The 19,729-nt window shown below is 67.6% G+C and carries 20 protein-coding genes; 4 read left to right on the top strand and 16 right to left on the bottom strand.

Features of this window, described 5'->3' with window-relative positions:
* Positions 1–146: 146 nt before the first annotated feature.
* The 13 genes from AC1DWC_RS10905 to AC1DWC_RS10845 all read right to left on the bottom strand — a co-directional run bounded on the left by AC1DWC_RS10905 (position 147) and on the right by AC1DWC_RS10845 (position 11,867).
* The gene (locus AC1DWC_RS10905) at positions 147–431 is read right to left on the bottom strand and encodes a hypothetical protein (protein WP_477907937.1); all 285 of its coding nucleotides are present in this window, start codon (positions 429–431) and stop codon (positions 147–149) included.
* A 327-nt stretch (positions 432–758) separates the two neighbouring features.
* Complete coding sequence (locus AC1DWC_RS10900; RefSeq protein WP_477907935.1) at positions 759–1,580, bottom strand: acyl-CoA thioesterase; 822 nt, start codon at positions 1,578–1,580, stop codon at positions 759–761.
* A 55-nt stretch (positions 1,581–1,635) separates the two neighbouring features.
* Positions 1,636–2,658 (bottom strand): cation diffusion facilitator family transporter, encoded by a 1,023-nt coding sequence (locus AC1DWC_RS10895; protein WP_477907933.1) that lies wholly within the window; start codon positions 2,656–2,658, stop codon positions 1,636–1,638.
* On the bottom strand, positions 2,655–3,053 hold the full coding sequence (locus AC1DWC_RS10890) for an ArsR/SmtB family transcription factor (RefSeq protein ID WP_477907931.1): 399 nt from the start codon (positions 3,051–3,053) through the stop codon (positions 2,655–2,657). Before AC1DWC_RS10890 ends, AC1DWC_RS10895 begins: the two co-directional genes overlap by 4 nt.
* Before the next feature lie 119 nt (positions 3,054–3,172).
* Positions 3,173–4,075, bottom strand: coding sequence for a pyridoxal 5'-phosphate synthase lyase subunit PdxS (gene pdxS / locus AC1DWC_RS10885; protein WP_072844223.1), 903 nt, complete (start codon positions 4,073–4,075; stop codon positions 3,173–3,175).
* A 129-nt stretch (positions 4,076–4,204) separates the two neighbouring features.
* Complete coding sequence (locus tag AC1DWC_RS10880; RefSeq protein WP_477908067.1) at positions 4,205–5,260, bottom strand: NUDIX hydrolase; 1,056 nt, start codon at positions 5,258–5,260, stop codon at positions 4,205–4,207.
* The gene (locus tag AC1DWC_RS10875; protein WP_477907929.1) at positions 5,260–6,387 is read right to left on the bottom strand and encodes a glycosyltransferase family 4 protein; all 1,128 of its coding nucleotides are present in this window, start codon (positions 6,385–6,387) and stop codon (positions 5,260–5,262) included. Before AC1DWC_RS10875 ends, AC1DWC_RS10880 begins: the two co-directional genes overlap by 1 nt.
* Positions 6,388–7,290, bottom strand: coding sequence for a phosphatidylinositol mannoside acyltransferase (locus AC1DWC_RS10870; protein WP_477907927.1), 903 nt, complete (start codon positions 7,288–7,290; stop codon positions 6,388–6,390).
* Entirely contained in the window at positions 7,287–7,970 is a 684-nt protein-coding gene (pgsA, locus tag AC1DWC_RS10865) for a phosphatidylinositol phosphate synthase (protein WP_477907925.1), read from the bottom strand. Before pgsA ends, AC1DWC_RS10870 begins: the two co-directional genes overlap by 4 nt.
* Positions 7,971–8,537 (bottom strand): ATP adenylyltransferase, encoded by a 567-nt coding sequence (locus tag AC1DWC_RS10860; protein WP_477907923.1) that lies wholly within the window; start codon positions 8,535–8,537, stop codon positions 7,971–7,973. It abuts the gene before it with no gap.
* The gene (gene thrS / locus AC1DWC_RS10855) at positions 8,534–10,585 is read right to left on the bottom strand and encodes a threonine--tRNA ligase (protein ID WP_477907921.1); all 2,052 of its coding nucleotides are present in this window, start codon (positions 10,583–10,585) and stop codon (positions 8,534–8,536) included. Before thrS ends, AC1DWC_RS10860 begins: the two co-directional genes overlap by 4 nt.
* Before the next feature lie 89 nt (positions 10,586–10,674).
* Positions 10,675–11,487 (bottom strand): hypothetical protein, encoded by an 813-nt coding sequence (locus AC1DWC_RS10850; protein WP_477907919.1) that lies wholly within the window; start codon positions 11,485–11,487, stop codon positions 10,675–10,677.
* Positions 11,484–11,867, bottom strand: a complete 384-nt coding sequence (locus AC1DWC_RS10845) for a TIGR02611 family protein (RefSeq protein ID WP_072844227.1) — start codon at positions 11,865–11,867, stop codon at positions 11,484–11,486. Before AC1DWC_RS10845 ends, AC1DWC_RS10850 begins: the two co-directional genes overlap by 4 nt.
* A 261-nt stretch (positions 11,868–12,128) precedes the next feature.
* Between AC1DWC_RS10845 and AC1DWC_RS10840 the strand changes: the two genes are divergently transcribed.
* Positions 12,129–13,292 (top strand): tyrosine-type recombinase/integrase, encoded by a 1,164-nt coding sequence (locus tag AC1DWC_RS10840; RefSeq protein ID WP_477907917.1) that lies wholly within the window; start codon positions 12,129–12,131, stop codon positions 13,290–13,292.
* A gap of 847 nt (positions 13,293–14,139) precedes the next feature.
* On the opposite strand, the gene AC1DWC_RS10835 is transcribed toward AC1DWC_RS10840, so the two are convergent.
* Positions 14,140–14,613 (bottom strand): hypothetical protein, encoded by a 474-nt coding sequence (locus tag AC1DWC_RS10835; RefSeq protein ID WP_477907915.1) that lies wholly within the window; start codon positions 14,611–14,613, stop codon positions 14,140–14,142.
* Positions 14,614–14,735: 122 nt separating this feature from the next.
* Here AC1DWC_RS10835 and AC1DWC_RS10830 point away from each other — a divergent pair, with 122 nt between their 5' ends.
* Both AC1DWC_RS10830 and AC1DWC_RS10825 read left to right on the top strand, forming a co-directional pair.
* Positions 14,736–15,599: a CBS domain-containing protein gene (locus AC1DWC_RS10830; protein WP_477907913.1), complete on the top strand. Its 864-nt coding sequence runs from the start codon at positions 14,736–14,738 to the stop codon at positions 15,597–15,599.
* 59 nt (positions 15,600–15,658) lie between these two features.
* Positions 15,659–15,874 (top strand): hypothetical protein, encoded by a 216-nt coding sequence (locus tag AC1DWC_RS10825; protein ID WP_477907911.1) that lies wholly within the window; start codon positions 15,659–15,661, stop codon positions 15,872–15,874.
* Between the two features lie 284 nt (positions 15,875–16,158).
* On the opposite strand, the gene AC1DWC_RS10820 is transcribed toward AC1DWC_RS10825, so the two are convergent.
* The gene (locus AC1DWC_RS10820; RefSeq protein ID WP_477907909.1) at positions 16,159–17,184 is read right to left on the bottom strand and encodes an NHL repeat-containing protein; all 1,026 of its coding nucleotides are present in this window, start codon (positions 17,182–17,184) and stop codon (positions 16,159–16,161) included.
* 504 nt (positions 17,185–17,688) lie between these two features.
* Here AC1DWC_RS10820 and AC1DWC_RS10815 point away from each other — a divergent pair.
* The gene (locus AC1DWC_RS10815) at positions 17,689–18,210 is read left to right on the top strand and encodes a hypothetical protein (RefSeq protein ID WP_477907908.1); all 522 of its coding nucleotides are present in this window, start codon (positions 17,689–17,691) and stop codon (positions 18,208–18,210) included.
* 703 nt (positions 18,211–18,913) lie between these two features.
* On the opposite strand, the gene AC1DWC_RS10810 is transcribed toward AC1DWC_RS10815, so the two are convergent.
* Positions 18,914–19,327 carry a hypothetical protein gene (locus tag AC1DWC_RS10810; RefSeq protein WP_477907906.1) on the bottom strand — a complete coding sequence of 138 codons (414 nt, stop codon included), beginning with the start codon at positions 19,325–19,327 and terminating at the stop codon, positions 18,914–18,916.
* Positions 19,328–19,729 lie beyond the last annotated feature (402 nt).

Here is a 19,729-nt window from a genome sequence, read left to right as displayed (position 1 = left end):
AGTTCCGGAATTCGTCTCGGCTGCACGCAACGAGGATGCGGATGCCAACCGCGGCGTCGACGGGCGGAGGAAGCGACCGAGGCGGCCTCCGACTGACCCGAGAATGAGGCGACAATGTGACCACCTCATCAAGCGGTGTCGGATGATTACGGGCCGCCAGAGAGCGAGTAGCCGACGTATCGATTGCCCCATTCCAGAAAGGCGCTCGTCGTGGCCTCACCGCGAACCTCGTCGTTCTGCCACTGATAGATGCTGTGAATGGGCGGCAGGAAGCCCACTCGCTCGAGCGTCCAGTGCTCGCGGTGCGTTCGGCCGTAGCGTTGGTTCAATTCCTCGCGACTGAACTCGTCATTGCCCAGGAGGTACGTCCTGCCCAGCGACTCGATTCTCGCCGGCGGTGTGAGGACGTTGACGCTGCGGTAGACAAGCATCGTGTAGACCAAGCCCACCAAGAAGATCGCGACCAGTGTGCAGGCTCCTACGCGGAGCACTCGGTACGCGGGGAACGGCATGGCTCACCGTACAACCCGGCGAGAACCTCCCAGAGAACCCCTTTCCCGGTCGACCAGCTGCCGAAGAACCCTGAAAAGCTGCCGGCACTGCCACTGCTCACTCGCGACGATTGCGCCGTTGGAGTTGGCGCGCGCCGATCCTGCGTGCCTGACTCGAATCGCCCAACGAGTGGCCCACCGGCGGTTCCCTGGCATGCACTCGATGCAAGCGCGGACACCGGGACCACCCCTGATCTGGGCGAACTGTCAGTCCTCCCGGACCAGGCGGGTCAGCCCCTCCTGGACCACCGCGGCCACGAGGTGACCCGCCCGGTCGAAGATCCGACCCTGCGTCAGGGCCCGGCCGAACCCCGCGGACGGTGAGGACTGGTCGTAGAGCAGCCACGCGTCGGCGCGGAACGGGCGCATGAACCACAGCGCGTGGTCGAGCGAGGCCTGCTGCACGTGGGCGTCGGGGTGCGGCACCTGAGCCGAGCCGAGCAGTGTCATGTCGCTCATGTACGCCAGGGTGCACACGTGGAAGACCGGATCGTCGGGCAGGCGGCGGCGGTAGCGGAACCACACCTGCTGCTGCGCCGGCACCCCCGCGCGCCGAGTCACCTTGTCCTCCGGGACGAATCTCAGGTCCCAGTTGGCCCATTCGCGAAACTCCCAGGACAGTTCGTCGCTCGCGATGTCGGCGGTGTCCGGCAGGTCCTCCGGATCCGGCACCGGCGGCATCTGGTCCTCGTGTTCGATGCCCACGTCCCCGACGTGGAACGAGGCCGACATGGTGAAGATCGCCTGCCCGTCCTGTACCCCGGTGACCCGGCGGGTGCAGAAGGACCGGCCGTCGCGGATCCGGTCGACCAGGAAGACGGTGGGGATCGTGGGGTTTCCCGGACGCAGGAAGTAGCCGTGCAGCGAGTGCACCCGGTACCGCTCGTCCACCGTCCGCACCGCGGAGACCAGCGCCTGGCCGGCCACCTGGCCGCCGAAGGTGCGGGTCAACATCGTGTCCGCGACGATGCCCCGGAAGATGTCCTTCTCCAGCCGTTCGAGTTCGAGGATCTCTTCGATGGACGACATGGCGCTCCCTCTCTCGGCGACCCGACTTGGTCAGGCTAGCAACAGCTCTGCCCCGTCAGTCGCCCGCGGGATGCGCGGGATACGCGTGGATCAGCGCGGAGCCGAGCTTCGGGACGGCGCCGACGAGGGTGGACTCGGCGCGGTGTGCGAGCCGGTGGGCGTCGGCGAGGGTCATCGTCTCGGGCACATCCACCTCGGCGTCGGCGTGCAGGCGGTGACCGATCCACCGCATCCGCAGGCTGCGCACTCCGAGCACCCCCGGCACGCCGGCCAGCACGGCGTCGGCGGCGTCCACCAGTTCCGGGTCCACGCCGTCCAGTAGCCGGCGCAGCACGTCCCGGGCCGCCGACCGGAGGACGACGAGGATTGCCAGCGTGATGAGCAGTCCCACAACGGGATCGGCGAGCGGGAAGCCTGCCGCGACACCGCCCGCCCCCAGCACCACCGCGAGCGAGGTGAACCCGTCGGTGCGCGCGTGCAGCCCGTCGGCGACCAGCGCCGCCGACCCGATCTGCCGGCCGACCCGAATCCGGTAGTGCGCCACCAGTTCGTTGCCGACGAAACCGATGACGCCCGCGGCCGCCACCGCTCCCAGGTACTGGACCGAAGGCGGGTGGACGAGCCGGCGAACCGACTCCACGGCGGCGACGGCGGCCGAGACGGCGATCATCAGCACCACGAACAGCCCGGCCAGGTCCTCGGCCCGACCGAGACCGTAGGTGTACCGGCGGGTGGCCGCCCGCCGGCCGAGCGCGAACGCGATCCACAGCGGCACCGCGGTGAGCGCGTCCGCGAAGTTGTGGACGGTGTCGGCGAGCAGCGCCACCGACCCGGACACCGCCACGACCAGCGCCTGCGCCACTGCGGTGAGCGTGAGCGCCACCAGGCTGATCTTGACCGCCCTGATCCCGATCGTGCTGGACTCGAGCGCGTCGTCGACGCTGTCGGCCGGGTCGTGGCTGTGGGGCGCGAAGAACTCCCGGACGAATCCGTGGCGGTTGTCGTGGCCGTGGCCGTGGGCGTGCCCGTGCCCGTGTCCGTGGCCGTGGCCGTGCGCGACATCCCGGGCCGGGGTCATGCCGGTCCCCCGACCGCCGTTCCGTCGCGTCGGGCTCGGATCTCGTCGTTCGGACGGTGATGCGCGGGCACCCCTGGGCCGGCGTGCTCGGCGTTGAACACCGCGTCGGTGACGAGTTGCCGGACGTGGTCGTTGCCCAGCCGGTAGAAGACCTGCGTGCCCTCGCGCCGGGTTCGCACCAGACGCGCCATCCGGAGCTTCCCCAGGTGCTGCGAGACAGAGGGTGCGGGCTTGGCGACGCGCTCGGCGAGCTCGTTCACCGACAACTCACGGTCGACCAGGGCCCACAGCACCTGCACGCGGGTCGGGTCCGCCAGCATCCGGAAGACGTCGACGACCAGGCCCACCTGATCGTCCGGCAGAGGCCCGCGGCAAACGCCACTGTCTGCATTCATACGTAGACAATAGAGCAGTCTGCCCCGGACGAGACAGCGCCGGAAACGACGCAGGCGCCACCGCCGAAGCGGTGGCGCCTGGGCGCTCAGTACGTCTACGTGACGTCGCTACGTCTGGGTCACCAGCCGCGCTCGGCCAGACGGTGGCCCACCGGCAGGTCGTCGACGTTGATGCCGACCATGGCCTCGCCGAGTCCACGGGAGATCTTGGCGAGCACGTCGGCGTCGTCGAAGAAGGTCGTCGCCTTGACGATGGCGGCGGCCCGCTCGGCCGGGTTGCCGGACTTGAAGATGCCCGAACCGACGAAGACGCCCTCGGCACCGAGCTGCATCATCATCGCGGCGTCGGCGGGGGTGGCGATGCCACCGGCGGTGAACATGGTGACCGGAAGCTTGCCCTCCTTGGCGACCTCGACCACGAGCTCGTACGGCGCCTGCAGCTCCTTCGCGGCGACGTAGAGCTCGTCGTCGCTCAGCGAGCTGAGACGGCGGATCTCGCCGAGGATGGTGCGCATGTGGGTGGTCGCGTTGGAGACGTCACCGGTGCCCGCCTCGCCCTTCGAGCGAATCATGGCCGCGCCCTCGGTGATTCGACGCAGCGCCTCACCCAGGTTGGTGGCGCCACACACGAACGGCGCGGTGAACTTCCACTTGTCGATGTGGTTGGCGTAGTCGGCCGGGGTCAGCACCTCGGACTCGTCGATGTAGTCGACGCCGAGGGACTGCAGGATCTGAGCCTCGACGAAGTGTCCGATGCGGGCCTTGGCCATCACCGGGATCGAGACGGCGGCGATGATGCCGTCGATCATGTCGGGGTCACTCATCCGGGACACGCCACCCTGCGCGCGGATGTCGGCGGGGACGCGCTCGAGCGCCATGACCGCGACGGCGCCGGCGTCCTCGGCGATCTTCGCCTGGTCGGGGGTGACGACGTCCATGATGACCCCGCCCTTGAGCATCTCGGCCATGCCCCGCTTGACGCGGGCCGTGCCGGTGGTCGGGGCGGTTTCTGCGGTGCTCACGGCAAACTCCATCGGTAGTGACCTGTGTGGGAACACTCGCGCCACGATCCGCCGGGTCCTCGACCCAGCGGGACCGTGCCCGGGCGTGCCCCAATTCTAGGACGACGCGCCTGTCAGCCGGTCGGCCGGTCAGCGAATCGAACGGACCTCGGGCTCGACGGCCCGCCCCACCACCACTCTGGCCTCGCCGAGCAGGTCCGGCAGCTCCTCCGGGTAGACCACCTCGCCGGACGCCGCAATCGCCCGCATCTCCGCGGCCGTGCACCACCGATGACCGGTGATGGCGCGCCGCTCGAGCTCGGTGAAACCGTTACGCTGCGGCGTGAACGAGGCGGTCTGCAGCGCGAAGAACAGTTCCTCGGACCGGATCAACTCGCCGTCGTACGGGAACACCGCGACCCGGCGCCACATCGGCCCGCGCAGCGCCGCCTGGTCCACGGCGAGACCGGTCTCCTCGGAGATCTCCCGGACGGCGGTCTCGCGCAGGCTTTCCCCCGCCTCGACGCCCCCGCCGATGGTGAACCAGAAGTGCACGTCCGGCGACTGCGGGTCGTGACCGCGCAGCAGCAGCGCCCGGCCCTTCTCGTCGAGCAGCACGATCCGGGCGGAGGTACGCATCTCGTCGACACTCAGCCCGCCCGTCGCGGCGGCCGTGGTGCGTTCGGCGATCTCGAAGTAGCTCGGCAGCGGCGCGGTGCCGCCCAGGTGCAGCCAGCGCACCGGTCGCCGGGTCCGAAGTGCCAGGGTGTCGCGGACGGCGTCGTTGTGGAACCGGCGCGCGATCAGCACCCGTGCCTCCGCGTCCGCCAGCTCCGCCACCAGTTGGGGCGGCAGCGCCTCGGTGGGCACCGCGCCCAGCGCCGCGGACAACGCGTTCTCCGCGGTCTCGCGGTGTCCGCGGTCGGCCTGCTCGGCCTTCACCGCCAGGGCCGCCAGGGTCCGCCCGTCGGACGCCCCCGGCACCGGACCACCGAACGAGTACCCGGTGGGCACGAGCGCCGCGGACACCGCGCGTGCGACCACGGACCGCCGGGCCAGCGCGGAGTCCAGCGCCTGCCAGGACAGGTCCGAGCGCACGTGCAGCCGGTCGAGGCGGTTCGCCGTGGCGTACGCCCACACTCCGACGGCGACGACCACGGCGGCGATCAGCGCGAGGACCAGGATGGTGGTCGCGGAGAAGGTCATCATCGGGTCTCCACCCGCACACCCTGCGCCCCGACGGTCACGGTCTCGTAGACCCGCAGGATCTGTTCCGCGACGACCGGCCAGTCGTACTCGGCGACCACCTCGGTGCCGGCCGTGACGAGGGCGCGGCGGCGGTCCGGGTCGCTGAGCACGGTGTCGAGCGCATCGGCCAGCGCGGCCGCGTCGCCGATCGGCACCAGCAGGCCCGCGGCACCGTCACGGAGCACGCGACGGAACGCGTCGAGTTCGCTGGCCACCACCGCGGTGCCCGCGGCCAGCGCCTCGACCAGCACGATGCCGAAGCTCTCCCCGCCCAGGTTCGGCGCGCAGTACACGTCGGCGCTGCGCATCGCGGACGCCTTCTCGGCGTCGGTGACCTGACCGAGCAGGCGCAGGTGCTTCGCGTAGCGACCGGCCTCCTTCCGGAGCCGGTCCTCGTCGCCGCGCCCGACCACCAGTACCTCGAGGTCGGGGTGCCGCTCGGCCAACGTCGGCAACGCCCCGATCAGGGTGTCCATGCCCTTGCGCGGCTCGTCGTAGCGGCCGAGGAACAGCACGGTGCCGCCGGCGCGCGGGTACCCGTCGATGGGCCGGGCGTTCGCGAACGCGGGCACGTCGACGCCGTTGGGAATCTCCACCGCGTCCGACCCGAGGGACTCCACCTGCCAGCGCCGCGCCAGCTCGGAGACCGCGATCCGGCCGGAGATCTTCTCCAGGTACGGCTGCAGGACACCCTGAAAGGTGCTGAGCACCAACGACTTCGTGGTGGAGGTGTGAAAGGTCGCGACGATCGGCCCCTGCGCGATCTTCATCGCCAGCATCGACAGGCTCGGGGCGTTGGGCTCGTGGATGTGCAGCACGTCGAAGTCGTTCTCGCTGATCCAGCGACGCACCCGGGCGTACGCGACCGGTCCGAAGCTCAGCCGTGCCACCGACCCGTTGTACGGGATCGCGACCGCGCGACCGGCCGAGACCACGAAGTCCGGCAGCTCGGTGCTCTCCGCGGCCGGCGCGAGCACGCTCACCTTGTGACCGCGCTCGATCAGCACCTGCGCGAGCTCGACGACGTGCGCCTGCACTCCGCCCGGCACGTCGAACGAGTACGGGCAGACCATGCCGATCTTCATCTAGGACTCCATCCGCGCCACGCGGGCCGCCGACAGGTCGGCGCGCCACAACGGCTGCAGCATGTGCCAGTCCTCGGGATGCGCGGCGATGTTCGCCGCGAACCGGTCGGCCAGCGCCTGCGTGGACGCTTCCAGGCCGGCCGAGGTGTCGATCGGCGGGTCGATCTGGAAGCCCCAGGCGTCGCCGACGAAGTAGCAGTGCACCGGCAGCAGTACCGCGCCGGTCTCGATCGCCAGCTTCGCCGGGCCCGCCGGCATCCGCGTCGGCTCACCGAAGAAGGTCACGGGCACACCGCGACGGGCGAGGTCCCGCTCTCCGAGCAGGCACACCACCTTGTTCGCTCGCAGCCGGGCGGCCAACTGCCCGAACGGCGGGGTCTCGCCGCCGCTGAGCGGGAAGATCTCGAATCCGAGGCCCTCGCGGAAATCGACGAACCGCTGGTAGAGCGACTCGGGCCGGAGCCGTTCGGCGACCGTGGACAGCCCGCCGCAGTGCTGCACGCACCAGACCCCGGCCATGTCCCAGTTGCCGCTGTGTGGCAGCGCCACCACCGCGCCCTTGCCCGCGGCCAATGCCGCGTCCAGGTGCTCCTGGCCGTGCACCTGGGAATCGAGGCGACGCCCCAGTTCCGCCTGGTCCATCGACGGCAGCCGGAATGCCTCCCGCCAGTACCGCGCGTAGGACCGCAGTGACGCGCGGATCAGCTCGTCGGGCACCTCCGCCGGCGGCACACCGAGCACCCGGGCGAGGTTGCGGCGCAACTGGTCCGGCCCTCCACCCCGCCGGGCGGCAAGGTCCGCACCGAGGTCGAACAGGCCTGTCGCGACCCGCTCGGGCAGGGCACGCACGAGCCGCCAGCCGGCCGCATATCCCAGATCGGTCGCCCGTTCGCTCCACGTCACCGCTGTGTCTCTCCACCCTCCACGCCCTGCGGCGTCTCCTTGACCGGCAACAACTCTCGCGCGCCCGCCGAGTTCCGGACCGCGAGCACACGCTGGAACACCGTCACGATGCTGGCCGCCGCGAGCAGCCACATGGCGACGTACACCGCCCACTCCAGCCAGCCGATGCCGAAGTGACCGGCGATGCCGGTCAGGCCCGCACCGGTCAGCACGATGACCAGCCGGTCCGAGCGCTCGATCAGCCCGCCGTCGGCGGAGAGCCCGCTGGCCTCCGCACGCGCCTTGGCGTACGAGATGACCTGCGAGGTGACCAGGCAGATCAGGGTCGCCACCAGCAGCGACTTGCTGTTCTCGTGGTACACCGCCCACCAGGCCAGGCCGGCGAAGATCGCGCCGTCGGCGATGCGGTCGCAGGTGGCGTCGAGCACGGCCCCGTAGCGGGTGCCACCGCCGCGGGCTCGGGCCATCGCGCCGTCGAGCAGGTCGAACATGACGAAGAACCAGATGAGGATCGTGCCCCAGAACAGGTGCCCCGACGGGAACAGCGTCAACGCGCCGGCCACGGTCGCGACCGTGCCGAAGACGGTCACGGCATCGGGCGTGAGACCGGTCCCGATCAACGCCCGCCCGAGCGGCGCCGTCACCTTCGACACCGACGCGCGCCCGAGGATGCTGAGCACCTACCGGCCCCCGTCGTTCCAGGCTGCGGACAGCAGCGCCCGCGTCTCACGCAGCAACTGCGGCATCACCTTGGCACCGCCGACGACGGTGATGAAGTTCGCGTCCCCGCCCCACCGCGGCACGATGTGCTGGTGCAGGTGCTCGGAGAGCGAACCACCCGCCGCCGCACCGAGATTGAGGCCCACGTTGAAACCGTCGGGCCGGGAGACCTTCTTGATGACGCGGATCGCCTGCTGGGTGAAGGCCATCAACTCGGATGACTCGCCCTCGGTGAGGTCCTCGAGCGCAGCCACCCGGCGGTACGGGACCACCATCATGTGACCGGGGTTGTACGGGTACAGGTTCAGCACCGCGTACACGTGCTCGCCGCGCGCGACGATCAGCCCCTCCTCGTCGCTCATCTTCGGGATGAACGTGAACGGACCCTCGTCGGGCGTCGAGGTCTTGGGCGCCTCCGCGATGTAGGACATCCGGTGCGGGGACCACAGACGCTGCAGCCGGTCCGGATCGCCCGGCCCGGTGTCGGTCAGCGAGGTCTCCGGCGGCACTGACGAGTCGTCGCTCACGCCAGACCGCCGAGCAGCTCCGCCGTCGGTGAGGCGTTGTCCCGCCGGGCAATCCAGCCGCTGATGGCCTCGACCGCGGTGTCGACCGGGATGCCGTTGACCTGGGTGCCGTCCCGGAACCGGAAGCTCACCGCGCCGGCCTCGACGTCCCGCTCGCCGGCGAGCAGCATGAACGGCACCTTCTGGGTGGTGTGGTTGCGGATCTTCTTCTGCATCCGGTCGTCACTGACGTCCACCTCGGCCCGGACCCCGGCGGCCTTGAGCTTGTCGACGACGCCGAACAGGTGCTTCTCGAACGCCTCCGCGACCGGGATGCCGACCACCTGTACGGGCGCCAACCAGCCCGGGAACGCGCCCGCGTAGTGCTCGGTGAGCACGCCGAAGAACCGTTCGATCGAGCCGAACAACGCGCGGTGGATCATCACCGGGCGGTGCTTGGCACCGTCGGTGCCGGTGTATTCGAGCTCGAACCGCTCCGGCAGGTTGAAGTCCAGCTGGATCGTCGACATCTGCCAGGTGCGGCCGAGAGCGTCCTGCACCTGCACGGAGATCTTCGGTCCGTAGAACGCGGCTCCACCCGGGTCCGGCACCAGGGTCAGGCCCGACGCCTCGGCCACCTCGGCGAGGGTGTTGGTGGCCTCTTCCCAGGTGGCGTCGTCGCCGACGAACTTGTCCGGGTTCTTGGTGGACAGCTCGAGGTAGAAGTCGTCGAGTCCGTAGTCCTTGAGCAGCCCGAGCACGAAGTTCAGGGTGGTCGTCAGCTCGTCACGCATCTGCTCGCGGGTGCAGTAGATGTGCGCGTCGTCCTGGGTCATGCCGCGCACCCGGGTCAGGCCGTGCACGACGCCGGACTTCTCGTAGCGGTACACCGATCCGAACTCGAAGAGCCGCAACGGAAGTTCGCGGTACGAGCGTCCACGCGAGCGGAACACCAGGTTGTGCATCGGGCAGTTCATCGGCTTGAGGTAGTACTCCTGGCCGGGCTTGCGCACCGTGCCGTCCTCGTTGAGCTCCTCGTCGATGTGCATCGCCGGGAACATGCCGTCGCGGTACCAGTCCAGGTGGCCGGAGACCTCGTAGAGGTGGCCCTTGGTGATGTGCGGGGAGTAGACGAACTCGTAGCCCTCCTGCACGTGACGCTGGCGGGAGTAGTTCTCCATCTCCTGCCGGATGATGCCGCCCTTGGGGTGGAACACCGGCAGGCCCGAGCCCAGCTCGTCGGGGAAACTGAACAGGTCGAGCTCCGCGCCCAGCTTGCGGTGGTCGCGGCGCTCCGCCTCGGCCAACAGCTCCATGTGCGTGTCGAGCGCCTCCGAGGACTCCCAGGCGGTGCCGTAGACGCGCTGCAGGTCCTCACGCGACTGGTCGCCGCGCCAGTACGCGGCGGAGCTCCGGGTGAGCTTGAACGCGGGAATGTGCTTGGTGGTGGGGATGTGCGGGCCGCGGCAAAGGTCGCTCCAGACCTTCTCACCGGTGCGCGGGTCGAGGTTGTCGTAGATGGTCAGCTCGTTGCCGCCGACCTCCATCACCTCGGGATCGTCGATGCCGGACTTGTCGTCGATCAGCTCGAGCTTGAACGGCTCGTTTGCCAGTTCGACGCGGGCGTCCTCGATCGAGTCGACCACGCGACGCGAAAAGCGCTGCGAGCCCTTGATGATCTGCTTCATCCGCTTCTCGAGGCGGGTGAGGTCCTCGGGGGTGAAGGGATCCGCAACCCGGAAGTCGTAGTAGAAGCCGTCCTTGATCGGCGGGCCGATGCCCAGCTTCGCGGCCGGGAACTCGGCCTGCACTGCCTGCGCCAGCACGTGCGCGCACGAGTGCCGGATCACCATGCGGCCGTCATCCGTGTCGGCCGCGACGGCCTCGACCTCGGTGTCGGTGTCGGGAATCCACGACAGGTCCTTGAGCTGGCCCTCGGCGTCACGGACGACGACGATCGCGTCGGGCCCCTTGCCGGACAGTCCCGCCTCACGAACCGCCGTACCGGCGGTAGTCCCCGCAGGCACCCGGACGTGGGCGGCTGGGACGACTGATGCAGGCGTGGTCACGGCGATGTGCTCCTCGATGTGTTAGCCGCCGTCGGCGACGGCTGCTCGGTGAGCCCTCATGCTATCGGCACCGGATTCGAATCTGCCCGTCACCCGACCAGCGCGCCAAGTCGTGCGAGCCGCAACGCAGGAAGCTGACTGGGACAGCTGACGCACTTGGCTCGCTCGGCGGCTTCCGGATCGCCCGCCGCCGCGACCGCCGGGGAGCGGTAGAGCAGGCAACAGGAGTTACGGCGGACGAACCTGCGCGCACCGGGCGGCGGTTCCACCTCCGGGTCGGCGAACGTCTGCTCCCCGGCAACGACGTCGACGAACCGCGGCGTCAACAGGGGCGCGCCGATCCGCTCCGCGATGCGGACTGCGAGCGCACTGCCGATCGACGGCCCGCCGAGCGCGGTGGCCGCGTCGAGCGCGCGGTTGGCGATCGCGTCGGTGGCGATGGCCCACAGCGACCGCTCGTTCATCTTGGCGACCGCGGCCAGCCAGCCGATGATGCGCACCATCGCCGCCCGGAGCCGGTCCGCGAACTCCTCGGGCCCGCGAAGGATGCCCGCCGAGCGCACGGTGGCGACGGATCCGTCGGGGCGCAGGGTGAACGTCAACCGTTCGGGCGTCGGGTCCGGCGCCAAACCGGTCGAGAGCAGCATCGCGGCCGGGACCGCCAACAGCGCCGAGCTCGCGGAGTACCACCACAGCGTGGCCGGCACCCGTGCGTCGTCGCACCGCCAGATCCGAGCGGTCTGCGACACCCGGGACCCGAGCCAGGTCGGGTCCACCAACTTCTCGCCGCGCAACTCGAGCGCGTTCGCGGGTGCGTTGACCAGCCCGCGCACCGGCGGCAGGGCCGCTGCGGTGCGGGCATAGGCATCGGCCACTTCCGGGTCGATCGTCGGGCCGCTCATCCGAGCACCGGACTGTGCAGCAGCGGGTGATCGAACCCGAACCATCCGCCGACCAGGCTGAACGTGCCCAACAACCAGAGGGTGAGCAGGACGACCGCGGTTGTCAGCAGCACCCCGGCCGCCTTCACCACCACCGACTGCCCGGCGAACCAGACCATGAACCTGTCGTAGCGTGCCTTCGCGAAGTGCAGCAGCCGGTGCGCCCAGGCGAACTCGGTGGCGAGAATCCCCAGGCCTGCGAACACGATCAGCCAGCCGGGTCCGGGGTACGGAATCGTGATGACACCGATGACGAACACCAGTCCGCCCACCACGCCGACACCGATCCGGTAGGCGAGGTTGAGGCCGACATTGGCTGCTATGCGACGGCGCTGCTGCATCCATCGGTTCTCGGTGGTCGACACCCCACACACATTACTTACGCATACGGAGTGCCGGTGGGAGGCTCCGCGTTGCGAGATTCTCGCAACGGGCCTTTTCTGTCGTGGTCCCGGCTGGGATCGAACCAGACGTGATATACCTGGTCGGAGAGTTAGCCAGCAGGTCAGAGGCAGTTAGGCGTGCCACGCTATGCCAAGATATGCCAACTTCTGACACTCTAGGGCCCACGGAGGGCCCACGAAATCTAGGAGAGCAGCCGCATGGCCAGAAAAGTATTCGGACGCATTGAAAAGTTGCCGTCAGGGCGGTATCGAGCCCGCCACCCTGACCCCACTCCGGGGAGCGCGGAGCGCATTCCTGCACCCAGCACGTTCAGCACCAAACGCGCGGCACAGACCTGGCTGAACACACAGCAGGACGCAATTGCCGGGGGCACCTGGGTACACCCAGATGCCGCCGCCGTGGCACAGCAGGCCACTCAGACCGAGGAGGCACGTAAAGCTGTCGCGTTCGGTGTCTACGCCGAGAAATGGGTCGCCACCAGGACCAATAGCAAGGGCGAGCCGCTACGCCCCCGCACCCGCAAGGAATACGAGCGGATGCTTGGCGCTACCGGATCGCTATTCCATTGGGCGGCAACACCCATCAACGAAGTACGCCCCGATGCAGTGCGCGAGTGGCGAACTGAACTTCTCGCAACCGGCAAGGCGACGGCCACCGCGAGGGCCTACGACTTAATGAAGTCGATATTGAAAACAGCCGTAGAAGACGGCCTGATCAGTGGAAACCCATGCAAAATCAAGGGTGGCTCACTTACTGCCACGGGGAAATCCACAACGCCGCCGACCGAGGTCGAGCTGGACATCATCATCGAAAAGATCGTGCCGAAGTACCAGCCATTCGTGATCATCGCCGCCGCCGGCGGCCTGCGATTTGGCGAGGTTATCGGCCTGACCAGCGACGATGTGGCCGTTGAGCGCGACGGCGACGGCGAGGTGGACGCGGTGCGGATCGCTGTCGTGCGCAGCATCGTCGAAGGCAACGGCATCGCCAAGGTAGCCGGACCTCCGAAGAGCGCCGCAGGACAACGCATCGTAGCCATCTTCGGCCACGACGCCCGGATCGTGGCCGCCCACGTCGAGTCCGTGAAACCGGGTGCACTGCTGTGGACAGACCATAGCGGTGGCTACGTTTCACAAAGCACGGTGAATAACCACTGGAGGAAGGCTCGGGCAGCAGCAGGACGCCCTGACCTGGCGTTTCACTCGCTGCGCCACTATGCAGGAACTCGCTACGCGCAAACAGGCGCGACCGTAGCCGAGACTATGGCGCGGTTGGGACACAGCAGCGTCAAGGCCGCAATGCGCTACCAGCATGCCGGCACCCGTGACGACGAACTCGCCAGGCGCGCTTCACGCAGGTAACGCCGGCCACCACCCCGCACCACATCAGTGCGAGGTGGTTTCTACACTGTCGCCAGGGTGTTCGCCGCGCCCCGGCCGGTGCGCGCCCTACACCGGGGCGGAACACCCAGTGCGTCCGCTTCCGACGCATCGGTGCGGGCGCAGGTCTGCAGAACCAGCGTCCCGCCGTCGGCGTGGCCAAGCCACCCGGCGACCGCGGACGGTGTTGCCCCGCGGCTATCAGCCGCGACGCCGCGGTGTGCCGAGCGGCGTGGAGCCTGCGGTGGGGCACCTGCGCGTACCGCAGAACCTCCTTCCACCAGTCATCGAGGGTGCGCGGCGCTACTGCACGGCCGTCCCAGTGCGTAGGCAGGTGGAGATCTCGTGCCCCGACCCATCCTTCACCAGCTCGCTTCCTTGAACCCCCGGCGGGTTTAACGCCACGCCGCTTTCAAGAAGTGAGAGGCCATAAGATCAAGTTCCAGCCAGAATTTCTCCTGGTCAGGACATTCCCCTCCAGACAACCAACCCGCGCCTACTCATGACTCCCCTGCGGTGTGTCACATCCGTGTCACATCGAGCCCTCGGCTGGCACCCTCGAATACTCGCTTGCTGCCTGGAACCGGCCCGCCCTGGCTGCGTCCAACCGGGTATGACCGATGACGAACTCGACCGGATCGCCGAGCGGCACTTCGAGGGCCTCCCGCCCCGATCCAGCAAGGAGTCGGAGGTGTACGCCGGCCTCGACTTCGTGGTGGGGGTTGCAGATAGCAAGGAAGTGGTGGCGGCAGGCGGGACCCTCGAAGGCCTTCCGAGCAGGCTCGGCCCCGACCCGATCACGCGTCGAGCATGTGGGGCGATCTCGGCGTTACAGGCGTCGAGCAGTTCCGTCGATGTAGCCACTCGCGGCGGCGACCAGCGCGTCGTCCTTGACGCAGGTGAAACCGGCGTCCTTGAGAGCTGCGGTGAGAGCTGCCTCGTGCACAGGGTCGATCTGGAGGAAGTCGCCGCTCAGGACGCTGGCCTCGGAGCGACCGTACCGGGTGCTCAGCTCGGCCGGCATCCACTTGAACATCTCCTGTGCAGGCCACTCCGGCCAGTCTCCGTCGACATGACCGGGGATCAGGTCAAGGTCGAACGGCGTTTCAGGTGCCGGCAGGGCAATCTCCGCGCCTTCGAGTCGGTCAACGATGTCCTGCCACCGGTGCGTGGGCAGTTCTGCCTGGGCGTGGCCCCAGGTGTCGAATCCGGCCCACATCCGGGCCAACTCGTGCGCAGTATCGCGGTCGATGAACACCAGATCCGCGCCCGCGGTCCCGTACACCAGCACCCGTGAACCCATCACAGCCTCCGTTCCTGCCCTGGTCCACCCCAGTGGAACACCAGGGCGCAACGGCAGCAACCCGGCACCCGCCGTAGTGCCATCGCAGCCTCCTGGGCGCCGGAAGCGCCGGCGGCCGCATCGTGGTCGGACTGAGGCCATCGATTCGCTCAGGCGTGTCACCTCCGGTTTTGCGCGCCACCGTCGCTCTCCCCGCGGATAATGAAGGCCGGACCACCGGGCACCGTCCCCTGTGCCCCCGCACGCTTGGAGATGAGATGGACGACCTCAGCGGCGCGACCCGATTCATGTCAGCCTTCAACGAGATCGAGAACCATTTCAGGTTGACGTACCCGAACGGCGACGAGCAGATTCCCTTCACGAAGATGGCGAAGGACTACGCCGAGCGACACCACATCCGCTTCGACCTGCCGGCGTTACATGCTTTCGCCAACCTGCGGAACACGCTGGTACACAGCAACTACTACGGCGGCAAACCGATCGCCGAACCGGTACCGGACATCGTCGAGGCCATCGAGACTCTCCGGGACGCAATCCTCAACCCGCCGAAAGTGCTGGCCGTGCTCCAGAATCGGACGGTGGCGTCCTTTCGAGCCGACGACCCGATCCGATCCGTCCTCGAGGAAGTCCGCGCACACGACTACTCCCAGTTCCCCGTCACCGACGACCACGACTATCACGGTCTGCTGCCAACCAACTGCATCGCACGCTGGCTCGCCCACCGCCTGGCCGCCGACGAGATCGTCGAGAGCGAACCGGTCAGTGCAGCACTCGCATTCGCCGAGCCACGCGATCGGGCCGTCCATCTCCCACGTACAACGACAGTTGCCCACGCGATCAAGACACTGTCGCCACCCGCCGATGCCGGGTATCCACCGGCCGCACTGATCATCACCCAGAACGGCAGGCGTCACGAGACGCCGCTGTCCATCGTCGTCGCGGACGATCTTCCAACGCTGGTCGCGGCCCTGTCCACGGGACCATGACCTCGATCACCGGTCGCTACCCACGACCGGCGTCCACTCTCCGATACGACCAGGAGGTAATGATGGAACCCGGAGAAGTGATACTCGGGCAGGGTGTCTGGTGGGCCGAAACTTCTTGGCGGGTCATGGGCATCAGCGAGGACCGCACGCTGCTACGCCTGGCGAGACCCACCCATCACCAGGACGGCACCGTTTCGTTCACCGAGAACGTGGTCGACGACGTACCCGTCGAGTTCGTCTCTCCCCGCGACTCGTACTCGCGAGGGGAGACATGAACACGGCCGGCTTGAAGGGGTGCGGAGTTACCCGTGTACGACCACAGTCGACGAGGGCCTGATCGGCTCCGGGATCGTCTCGTCCGGCACCCGGTGCCGTTCGTCATTCACACGCGAGATGTCGCAGGCATGTGCCATCGTCACGGATGCCGAGTGGACGCAACGCCGACGCCAATGTCATGGCCGCGAAGATGGCACGAATCCGAGACCCCCGTCCAGTTGCTGAACGAACTGGTCCGGCCTGACCAACGCACTCGCTGACAGTCCCTCTGTGCGTCGGTGGTTTAGCTGCTGCCAAACAGGCTGCACAGCGACCCGGCGCACGGCGGTGTAGTCGTCGGCTGTGCGGGCTGCACTGCCACCGCCATGGGGTTATTGAGGCCACTGACCAGCGGAGTGGGTGTGCCACCAGTCGTCGGCACCGAAAGCACGGCCCCCGTGTTGGCGGCGTTGCCCGCGTCTGCAATGTAGAGAGTGCCGCCGGAAACGGCTAGTCCGATAGGGAAGTGCAGGTCAGTGACCAGGGTAGTAGGTGTACCGCCCGTGATCGGCACCGACGACACCCTCTGGCGACCCGGCTCGGAGAAGTACAGAGTGTCGCCGGACACTGCCAACCCGAATGGATTCGCCAGGCCGGCGACAAGGGTGGTAGGTGTACCGCCCGTAATCGGCACCGATCGCACCGTGCCGGTGTCGCCGACGCCGTAACCTTGCACCGTGAAGTAGACGGTGTCACCCACGACGGCCACAGTCATTGGCACCGCCCCATAGGCCTCATAGGGGGGTGAGGCCAGGATCGTGGCCAATGTAGTCAGGGTGCCGCCACTGGTCGGCACTGACACCACCGAGGTGCCCTTGGGGATGTACAGGGTATTGCCGGCAACTGCCACGCCGTTCGCACCGTTCGGGTCGTTCAAACCTGTGATCACCGTCGTGGGCGTGCCACCGGTTGTCGGCACCGATCTCACAGTGGTGCGGTCTGCGACATAGAGCGTGTCGTCCGAGACTGCCAGTCCGATTGGGACCTCCTGCATGCCTGTCACAAGGGTGGTGGTTGCGCCGCCAATGGTCGGCATCGAAACCACGGTGCCGCCATTCTCCTGACTGGCGATGAAGAGGGTGTCCGGTGGGGATATCTCCGCTGCTGCGGCGGCAGGTTCCATCCCCACAAGCACCGTTGCGAGCGTGAGAATCCCCGCACTAGCCGCGGCAAGCGCCGTGCCGATCGTCCGCCGGGGGAACTTTGCACGTTTCCCCTGCCTGCCGACGAGGCTCCAGTTCTCCAGCTTCTGTAAGTGCAGTGCAGACATTGGGTTCTCTTCCCTCATAGGTGGCGCGGACTCCGCACTGTTGACCACTTGCGGTCGAGACCTTAGCGGTGCACTCCCGGCATCAGCACAACACCAGATCGGCGCCTCCGCTGACCAAACGCAATATTGCTACCAGATTCGCGGACAGCAGGCCCTCGAAATCACCTGCTGTGTCGGTCAATCACCAGACAATGCGCTGGCTACCGGATGAAGCGCTCGACGACGTCCGAGCGGACGACTAGGATTCGGATCGGCCCGACTGGTGCGGCGGTCAGCGCGGTCACCACCCGCCCGGACCCCCGCCGGCGGTGAGCCGATCCAATCGCTGCTCGAAACCATCGGCGAGGACTAACGGGGGACGCCTCGTCATACTTCCCGATGTTTCGCCGATGTACTGGCTGCCGGGCCGTCCGGTATTACTACATCGGATAGGGGATGTTGATGCGCTGCGGTGGATGCCTTCGCCAGTTCAGTTCACTTTACGGGGGGATGTGCCCGGGCTGTATGACTGAATCTCAGGCCATCCGTTTCAAGCAGTCCACCCATGAGCAGCGCATGGCCGCGGCTGGCATAAATGCGAAGGCGAGAGAGAACGCAAGGGAGAAGGAGGAACTGCGACAGGCCAACCTGACGCCAGAGGCACGGCGTCAAGAACGGTTCCTTGACCTCGCGCTCATCATCTCAGCATCGGGGTTCACCATCACCATGGTGGTTGGTGCAGTCACGTGCCTAGTGTTGCTCTTCGGGAAGGTCGGCGGGACGATCCTCGCCATAGTCGTGGGTGGGGCGAGCCTCTTCGCGGTCCGCAAACTGTTGCAGGCGAACATGCCACCAGAGATGCGCGGTCGAGAACGGTTCCGTGAGATCACGCTCATCGTCTCGGCATCGCTGTCAGCTATCGCCGCGGCTATTCTCGTAGTCACGGTCCTGGTGCTGATCCTCGGAAAGTTCGGCGCGACGATCCTCGGCACTGTCTTGGGCCTGGCGATCTTCTACGCGATCGGCAAGGTGTTGTTTGGCTTCTAGCCAGACCCGTTCCCAGGCACAGTCGCTCACCGTTTCCCCGTCAGAAGCAGTCCATATGAAGTGGAGACGTTCCTCCCTAGCCCCTACCAACATGAGGGAGAAGCGGTTCGAGCAGGGGCTTGTCCCACCTGCGTGACTACATCCAGCAGCACGGCAATGAGCACGTGCTGCGGTCCTGGGAATGCCCACGATGCGGATTCCCGCTCGGCCACTGGACGTCGCAGAGCGGACCGCGGACCGCGGCGCCATGACCCCTCAACGTATCCAGGCGCTCCGTGACCCGGGCTTCGAAACCGGCAACCGCGCGGCGCGTAGCCCGACGAACCTCCATCTGCAACAGTGGGATCGTGGCCTCACGGACCTCCGCGCTTACGCCGCCGAGCACCGGACGCCGACGTCCCCTGCCACTACACGATCTCCGACGGCTTCGCTCTAGGCATGTGAGTCCAGTCCCATCGCAAGGAACTGCGCACCGGCAAGCTCACCGACCCGGCCCGTCACGCCGCGCTGACCCGCTCTCAGGTTCGTCGAGCAGTCCCGCCGCGGCTTCGCCACCACCTACAGCCACCCTCCGACCGGTCGGTTCACCGCCAACTTCGGGAACCACCACGATGTCTCGCCTGGTCAGGTCCCGCGGTTTCGCTTCCGATCACTCCCTCCCGAACGGAGGCGAGCTGGCCAGAGGTCGTCCACGCTCAGAGAATCAGAACTCGCTGACGGAGCGGGTCGAGAAGTACACGCCAAGGGACCCGCACACGTGTTCAGCAGCGCGATCCGCCTCCATACGGGAATCGGCCCACCAGTACAGCTGAACGTCCTGACACACAGCGACGCCCGCCTGGATCTTCTGGATCGTGTCAGCGGCCCCGGTACCATCGTCGAACTCGTCAAGGCCGTGACCGAATCCGATGTGCTTTCCATCCGGCAATCCGAACTCGTCAGCGATCCACCGCTGGAACATGCAGACCGCTGTTCTCACTTGTTGCGAGGCGTAGTCGCCGCCGGATGCCTGGACTTCGCTGCACACCGCGTTCGTGAGGAATGCTCGCTCGCGAAGGTGGCGTTGCTGCCGATCCGCAGCGCTCTCCGTCTGCAAGGTCGCGTTCACAAGTGGCATGTGCACAACCTATCGGTGGTCGGGTCGGCGAGGAACGCATCCGGCTCGTTTGTGTAGCCGGTCGTAGACCCCCAGATATCCGGCGACAGCCGAAGGGGCGCTTATGTCAGGGTTCCCGTCATCGACTTGGAGGTTCCATCCGCAGCAATGACGGTGCCGTACAAGCCGTAGTGGCGCAGGCCTGGCGGGATTCGATACCGGCGTACGACAGGGAGGAATCGCCGTAGCGGCGAAACGCGAACACGGCCTGTTCCTTCGACCTGATGCCGTTGCGGGGGCCTTGCTGCCTGGAACCGGCCCGCCCTGGCTGCGTCCAACCGGGTATGACCGATGACGAACTCGACCGGATCGCCGAGCGGCACTTCGAGGGCCTCCCGCCCCGATCCAGCAAGGAGTCGGAGG

The organism is Rhodococcus sp. P4_C10, assembly GCF_056402135.1.
Note: the sequence above shows the minus strand (reverse complement) of the source record. Positions and strands in the feature narration are given on the sequence as shown.

What these genes read in the sequence shown, in the direction of transcription:
- AC1DWC_RS10905 (WP_477907937.1), bottom strand. Translation starts at nt 431, where the DNA reads ATGCTTGTCTACCGCAGCGTCAACGTCCTCACACCGCCGGCGAGAATC.
- AC1DWC_RS10900 (WP_477907935.1), bottom strand. Translation starts at nt 1,580, where the DNA reads ATGTCGTCCATCGAAGAGATCCTCGAACTCGAACGGCTGGAGAAGGAC.
- AC1DWC_RS10895 (WP_477907933.1), bottom strand. Translation starts at nt 2,658, where the DNA reads ATGACCCCGGCCCGGGATGTCGCGCACGGCCACGGCCACGGACACGGG.
- AC1DWC_RS10890 (WP_477907931.1), bottom strand. Translation starts at nt 3,053, where the DNA reads ATGAATGCAGACAGTGGCGTTTGCCGCGGGCCTCTGCCGGACGATCAG.
- AC1DWC_RS10880 (WP_477908067.1), bottom strand. Translation starts at nt 5,260, where the DNA reads ATGACCTTCTCCGCGACCACCATCCTGGTCCTCGCGCTGATCGCCGCC.
- AC1DWC_RS10875 (WP_477907929.1), bottom strand. Translation starts at nt 6,387, where the DNA reads ATGAAGATCGGCATGGTCTGCCCGTACTCGTTCGACGTGCCGGGCGGA.
- AC1DWC_RS10850 (WP_477907919.1), bottom strand. Translation starts at nt 11,487, where the DNA reads ATGAGCGGCCCGACGATCGACCCGGAAGTGGCCGATGCCTATGCCCGC.
- AC1DWC_RS10845 (WP_072844227.1), bottom strand. Translation starts at nt 11,867, where the DNA reads ATGCAGCAGCGCCGTCGCATAGCAGCCAATGTCGGCCTCAACCTCGCC.
- AC1DWC_RS10840 (WP_477907917.1), top strand. Translation starts at nt 12,129, where the DNA reads ATGGCCAGAAAAGTATTCGGACGCATTGAAAAGTTGCCGTCAGGGCGG.
- AC1DWC_RS10835 (WP_477907915.1), bottom strand. Translation starts at nt 14,613, where the DNA reads ATGGGTTCACGGGTGCTGGTGTACGGGACCGCGGGCGCGGATCTGGTG.
- AC1DWC_RS10825 (WP_477907911.1), top strand. Translation starts at nt 15,659, where the DNA reads ATGATGGAACCCGGAGAAGTGATACTCGGGCAGGGTGTCTGGTGGGCC.
- AC1DWC_RS10820 (WP_477907909.1), bottom strand. Translation starts at nt 17,184, where the DNA reads ATGTCTGCACTGCACTTACAGAAGCTGGAGAACTGGAGCCTCGTCGGC.
- AC1DWC_RS10815 (WP_477907908.1), top strand. Translation starts at nt 17,689, where the DNA reads ATGACTGAATCTCAGGCCATCCGTTTCAAGCAGTCCACCCATGAGCAG.
- AC1DWC_RS10810 (WP_477907906.1), bottom strand. Translation starts at nt 19,327, where the DNA reads ATGCCACTTGTGAACGCGACCTTGCAGACGGAGAGCGCTGCGGATCGG.